The organism is Collinsella aerofaciens, assembly GCF_032584215.1.
Taxonomy (GTDB): domain Bacteria; phylum Actinomycetota; class Coriobacteriia; order Coriobacteriales; family Coriobacteriaceae; genus Collinsella.
On sequence record NZ_JAWHPN010000044.1, the window covers coordinates 1 to 5,790 of the forward strand.

6 protein-coding genes and 1 pseudogene are annotated in these 5,790 nt (G+C 52.5%); 2 read left to right on the forward strand and 5 right to left on the reverse strand.

All coding sequences use genetic code 11. The annotated features are described in order from the left end of the window. Positions 1 to 103 precede the first annotated feature (103 nt). The 4 genes from RX395_RS09505 to RX395_RS09520 all read right to left on the reverse strand — a co-directional run bounded on the left by RX395_RS09505 (position 104) and on the right by RX395_RS09520 (position 3,283). Positions 104 to 937 (reverse strand): AbiU2 domain-containing protein, encoded by an 834-nt coding sequence (locus RX395_RS09505; RefSeq protein WP_316367202.1) that lies wholly within the window; start codon positions 935 to 937, stop codon positions 104 to 106. A 94-nt stretch (positions 938 to 1,031) separates the two neighbouring features. After that, positions 1,032 to 2,126, reverse strand: a complete 1,095-nt coding sequence (locus RX395_RS09510; RefSeq protein ID WP_316367204.1) for a hypothetical protein — start codon at positions 2,124 to 2,126, stop codon at positions 1,032 to 1,034. Positions 2,127 to 2,296: 170 nt separating this feature from the next. Further along, positions 2,297 to 3,058, reverse strand: a complete 762-nt coding sequence (locus RX395_RS09515; protein ID WP_117636984.1) for a TIR domain-containing protein — start codon at positions 3,056 to 3,058, stop codon at positions 2,297 to 2,299. A 42-nt stretch (positions 3,059 to 3,100) separates the two neighbouring features. Beyond that, positions 3,101 to 3,283, reverse strand: coding sequence for a hypothetical protein (locus RX395_RS09520; RefSeq protein ID WP_316367207.1), 183 nt, complete (start codon positions 3,281 to 3,283; stop codon positions 3,101 to 3,103). Between the two features lie 531 nt (positions 3,284 to 3,814). Between RX395_RS09520 and RX395_RS09525 the strand changes: the two genes are divergently transcribed. Then, positions 3,815 to 4,387, forward strand: a complete 573-nt coding sequence (locus tag RX395_RS09525) for a hypothetical protein (protein ID WP_316367209.1) — start codon at positions 3,815 to 3,817, stop codon at positions 4,385 to 4,387. A gap of 504 nt (positions 4,388 to 4,891) precedes the next feature. Further along, positions 4,892 to 5,341 carry a hypothetical protein gene (locus RX395_RS09530; protein WP_316367210.1) on the forward strand — a complete coding sequence of 150 codons (450 nt, stop codon included), beginning with the start codon at positions 4,892 to 4,894 and terminating at the stop codon, positions 5,339 to 5,341. A gap of 136 nt (positions 5,342 to 5,477) precedes the next feature. Here the strand turns inward: RX395_RS09530 and RX395_RS09535 are convergent. Next, positions 5,478 to 5,790 (reverse strand): annotated as a pseudogene (locus tag RX395_RS09535) (hypothetical protein); the annotation flags it as partial.

Consider the following 5,790-nt stretch of genomic DNA (forward strand, 5'->3'; position numbering starts at 1 on the left):
CATGCCCTTCTTGAAGTTGAGGACCAGGTCTTCGGCGTTCATGCTGCCCCCATCATCGCGGTCTATGGGGTCAACGATATGGCACCGTGGGGACACATGTATGTCAATCCTGGTCTAACAGAGCCTTGCCCAAATGCTGCTCAACAGCCTCCATGCCAACCTCCGCATATTTTAGGAGGCCTTGTATATCGTTGTAGTTCTTGGGCAATCGATCTTTTTCAATACCAGTAATTTTGGCGAATAATTCGATTGTTAGATCGAGTGCGAAGTCGATTAGTTTTTGAATTTCGCTGAAAGTTAAAGGAAGTCGCCTAACAAGCTCATCATAATTCAGTGCTTCTATGTCGCTATGGGCGAATACTTTATTTCGCTGATCGCGAAGCATGTCAGTTAGTTTACTGAGACCGTTGAGTCGTTTTTTCCACAAATTGGAAAGGTCATGAGTGGTTATACACACGGTAACCATTTCGTAATGATCTCCGAACAGTTTTTCATATGAGCGTTGAGACTCAACTTCTTTGGGGTAAAAACGCTCCTCGTCCTCTGCCAATGGGTGAACGATTGGATTAAGCCTGTCAAAGTTTGGTCGATCACTGAATATAGAGATTGCAAGTGCGTCGATTTCAGCAGAATGAGACGAGACTTCTTCTATCAAGTTCCCAATACTGATGTCGCTTTTGGCATCAAATAACCGCGCGCAATTCATGAAACAGGATTCGGTTAATGCAAGTTGTGTAAAGCTGAAGAAGCAGCCAGCGCAAATTACTTCATTCTCATAGCCAGAAGATGCTTTAGACAGTTCGCGAAGGATTGCTAGTTCCGTGTTGGCATAAAATGCCTCGTTGTACAGATAGCTGCAACGCTCGAACAGCTCAAGAAGGTCGGCGTTTAATTCTTTCTTGGCAGCGTCAACTGTATGATCCGATTCGTGGTTCATGTTAGATAAATCCTGAGCAATTGTCGTTATAAACTATTCTACTAATGCGTCGTTACGAATATGGTCCTCTACATTGCTTATCGAAATGGGTGCTTCAGCAGCGACATGCGGCAGCTAGAAGCACTGTACCAAGCAGGAAAAGCGTCACGGAAGCGGTGATCCAGTTGCTGTCGCCGGTCTTGGGGAGCGTGGCGGTTGTCGTGGTAGCGGTCTTGGGCTTAGTGGTCTTGGCGACCGTGGTCTTGGTTACTGTCGTTGATGTCTTGGTTGTTGTGGCCGCGGGTTTCAGCGCCGGATTTGCCGTGGGCCCTGTGGTGAGCTCTCCGGCAGCGGGGTTAGCATCGGCAGGAGACTTGCTCGAGCTATCGCCAGGCACGTTGTCTCCATCGGTCTCCCCCGCCGGAGGCGTGGCGACATCGGGCTCAATCACCACATGCGGTGCTACCGCACCGGAGGCATCCACCACGCCACTAGCACCAAAGGTTCCGCCAGCAGGCGCCACAAAGCGCGCAGACACAAGTGACCCGCCCGTGCACGCAACGCCGCCGTCGGCACCGGTCGCATCAAGCCATGAAGCTTCGACGGAAAGCCGACAGCCGGCCACACCATCGCCAAGGCCCGCATCTTGCAGATAAACGCCGTAGGCGCGAACGCCCGCTCCGGACCCGGCGCCCGCGGCAACGACGTGCCCGCCGCCGCGCACGGCCATGTCACCTGCGATCACGCCGGCAATCGCCTCGTCCGTAATATCGGCCCCGTCTGCCCTCGCATCGACGGTGCAGCCTTCCACCGCTAGCGCCTGAGAAACGTGGACCCCGCACTGCGAGCCCGTCGCCGTCAGGGTCCCGGTGCCGCGAAGCGTCAGGTTGCCCCACACCTCCATGCCGCACAGCGTGATGTCCGCATCGGTCGCATGCGACTCCGTCACGGAGTTCTGCCCGGCAAGCGTCAGCACCAGGTCGCCCTCGGCGCCGATGGCCTCGCCCGCGTAGCCATTAAGCTCCAGGTGGTCGGCATCGGTCCAGACCCAGCCGGGGCCCGACACGCCCGGCTCGTAGTACGTCGCGCCCGCGATGATGAGGCTCTCCGCGCCAGCGGCATAAGAAGGCCCGCCCAGCAAAACGCATAGGCAGGCCATGGCAACAATCGGAATGTAATGACGGCTGGTGTGGGACTTGGCAGCAAACATACCTGCTCCGATCTTCGCAGGAGCCAATAGAATGTGCACCAGAAAATGCCCTGGTAGCAGCAATTAATAGTTTAGCGAGATCAATGCGGGAGCAAAGAGAAATCGTGTGGGCAATGTCCACAATTAGGTGTAAATCGTTTTGCCAGTCGGTGAAAGGAGGGATCAACGGATTAGATATCCATCTTATTAAAGTCGATGGAATATCCCATGGACTTGAGTTCTTTCAAGAGGCCGAACTCCCAACTGTCTGTTCCGGTATAAACGACGCCCTGTAGATCGGAGGGAATCTCGATACCTTTGTCAACAAGAATTGCAACGTTTTCCCTGCCAAGCCGACCAATAAAGTATCCGGCTTCAAATACAACATTTTGTCTAGCCCTGGGCTTTTCCGACTGTTCTGCCTGGGCTCTTCCTTCGTCGTCCGCCGTAAAAAGGCATACCGCTCCTGCTGCATCGCCTTCAATTTCCAGCTTTTCGATGATTGTCTTGCCCTGATTTGACTGCTCGTTTAGGACAACCGCCGTCAGGCCCTGCCTTTCGATGATTCTCGCGACCCTTTCTCTAAGCTCTCCGTTGTGACCATGAACGATAAATACCTTCGAATAATCTCCAACATTTGCAGTCGATCCGGTTTCCCCTTCGTCTGAAAACTCATCAAGGTATGTCTCCAGCACAGCTTTTGCACTGCGCAGGCCGTCCGCACAGGCTTCAACGAAAGCCGAGTCGGGCGTACCGGAGGTGAAGAAAGACAACGAGTAGCTGATTTTGTTAAAGCTTTTAAATTCGTAGCTGTCTTTTCCAAATCGCCTAATTAAAAGCCTGTCCGCCCTTGTCTTCCATGCTTTAAAGTCAGGCGAACTAGAGCTGATGTATTTCTTTGAAAGTTCGTCTGCTGTTTCGCACAACTGCTGCAAAATTTCAAAATCAGACATTAAGCCTTCTTTCTATAACCAATAACGGAGCTAAGAAGCATCTTATTCCAATGAGCGGCCAAATCTCTTTACTGTTTCCTCGGTGCCCCTATCGGAGATGGACTTGCCCAGTGCGAACTCAATAGCGTCCAGCAAAGCCATGACGCGAGCTTTGAAATAGGCATCAAAGTCATCATTAATGAACGCATCCCAGTCAATGAGATTCGATTCGATGATGGAGTTCACAGTGTTCGATGTCAGCTTTCTTAACGAATTTCGCTGAGTAGACGCTGGGGGCCGCGCCTCCAATTTCTGTGCCCGAATAGGAGTACGAGCACGTCGGCCAAGATGCATTCGGTGGTCAACATGGCGGGATCTATCTGCGAGCGGAAAACAAGCGGCGCTGCTAATGGTAGCGCCGCTCGCATCATCAAAGAAGAATCGTTATCGATTGTCTCTGGGACTTTTCGTTCAAAACCAGAGCATGTCGACTACTGCTTATCGAAGTACATCCACCCTACAGGCTGCATTAGATCGTAATAATCGACGGGCGTTTTGAAGCGAATCCTGCCCAAATAACCACGCTTTTCAGCAACCAACTGCATCTGTCTGCGTCACGGCAAACTCTTTGAATTGGCGTTGCGGCAAGTTTGTCTTAAGAAAATAAGGCTGTTAAGACAAACCCATTTTGACGTTTACGTAACGTCGACCATCGATCAAGCCGTATTATTCGGAGTTAGAATTATCGCCCCACGACGCTGAGCCGGTGACCATCCAATGATTTTTGGCATCGATATAGACATCGCCAATCTGATTGTCCAAGCATTCATCGGACTCGTTACCTTGGTGGCCTTGATTGTCGCATTCTGGCAAGGCAGCCAGAGCAAAAGGAACAGGGAGGACGACATCAAGCGGTATCAGCCATCCCGCATATCGGCATGGTACGAAGGGGTTCGAAACCGTACCGGTCAGCCCGAGGACAATCGATTCGTCTGGCAGTTCGTCGTGCTTCGAAACGAAAGCGAGTCCCCCGTCTACGACGCAATCGTCACCTGCGTCGGGATTAGCGGAGCCGGCCCCTCTTTCAAAGGAGAGGACAACCGCCCCGTTTTTCCCAACCGCGTCTGCGTCGGCACGCTTCCTCCTGGAGCATGGTACATATGGCTCCCGACGGAAGGGCACGGAATGGGAGTACGCACGGCGCCCGAAACGGCTTTCACCGACGCAAACGGAACATCGTGGGTTCGGCGAGGCAACGGAAGGCTCGAGGAGATTCCTATGGAGCCGGCCTCGTTCTACAGGCTGTCCCTCCCCTTGCCCTGGCGCGGATGCGAAAAGCTGACCGAGTAGCCCCTTGGCATCGTCGCTTCAAGCATTGGGTTTTCCGAACTGAGACGCGACCTTCTCCAGCCGTTCCGGATAACGGGAAAGTCAGAAACACTCGGGTCTACGGGGCGGGATCGCGAGGGCGACTCCGCCCTATTTTTCCGATGCACCCATGAATTGATGCGAGATCGGCATCGTTTCCTCGAAGCGCTTACTTACAGATCTATGTTGGACCATTTGCATGACTCCAAGTAGATATTAAAAACCCGTTGCCGGAACAAGCCGGTAACAGGCTCACTTTGCTACAACGCTATAAAGAGTGCCAATATCGAAAGTCAATTTATAATCCTACAGCGATGTGAATTCACGATCGGACCTCGCATCGATGCACCGGGGCCGCTGTTCGTGACCAAGCCCGACCATGACGGCGAGGCGGTCGACGAGTTCAACGAACCGCGTTCGGGCATAAAGTTCAATTTGGTAATCGGTGAGATCCTGGCATAGGAGGCATGGATGGAAGTGAGGTCGATGTTGAGCGAAGACGGCCGAATCATCAGGGTGGACAACCCGTGGTGGTCGTTTTACATCGATACCAAGCTGGCCCCGGAGCTTGATAAGCACAGGTGCGGGAAATGGATGTTCTTCTTCAATGATATTGAGTTCGTAGAGGAGGTCTGCCGTGAAGCGGCTCTCGGTAAGGTGGTTGCTGAATGCAAGCACAGCTCCTGCGAGACCCTCGCGAAGGGCAGGCGCGGTGTCGCGTGCTTCTATTTGAATATGGACGACGACGAAGCGCATCGCCGCGTGATCGCATTCATGTTGGAACAAGACCTGATTCGGAGAACGAAGTCGGGAAAGCTGTTCAACATCGGCTTCAAGCTTGATGATCAGACGCGAGCGAGAGAATATGAGGCCGCTTTCAAGGCGCAGATCAGACTTGGCGACTTTATCGACCTTGAGTCTGGCGAGTTTCTTTAGCAATCCCGCTGTGATGCTACGTTAATTTACTGGTTATGATTCACAACTATCGGACGTTAAATTTCTGGTTGGGGCCGGTGGTCAAATCGATCCCAACCAATGGTTTTACAAACGATAAAGAGCGGTCTCCAGCTACTTATTTACCATTCTCGACAAGATAATCGAAGTCAATAAGTTGAAGTTGCTCTACGAACTTCTCCAAATACGAGACGACTTCCTCGTCGTTCACGAATAGCGGCCTGTCCTGCGTCAGTCCGCCTGATTTGTCCTGCGGATAGCGGAGACTGATGCCGTTGTCATCGATGTCGGCAATGGCATTTACAAAGGCTCTGTTAGACCAGGATTGACATTCCGCCCCGTCATCTTCTTGCGATTGCACAATGGTCGCCCCTTGTCGAATCTGAATCCGGCAAGGGGCGATGCGCCCGAGACCGGACGAGTTGCTCGCC

What these genes read in the sequence shown, in the direction of transcription:
- RX395_RS09505 (WP_316367202.1), bottom strand. Translation starts at nt 937, where the DNA reads ATGAACCACGAATCGGATCATACAGTTGACGCTGCCAAGAAAGAATTA.
- RX395_RS09510 (WP_316367204.1), bottom strand. Translation starts at nt 2,126, where the DNA reads ATGTTTGCTGCCAAGTCCCACACCAGCCGTCATTACATTCCGATTGTT.
- RX395_RS09515 (WP_117636984.1), bottom strand. Translation starts at nt 3,058, where the DNA reads ATGTCTGATTTTGAAATTTTGCAGCAGTTGTGCGAAACAGCAGACGAA.
- RX395_RS09525 (WP_316367209.1), top strand. Translation starts at nt 3,815, where the DNA reads ATGATTTTTGGCATCGATATAGACATCGCCAATCTGATTGTCCAAGCA.
- RX395_RS09530 (WP_316367210.1), top strand. Translation starts at nt 4,892, where the DNA reads ATGTTGAGCGAAGACGGCCGAATCATCAGGGTGGACAACCCGTGGTGG.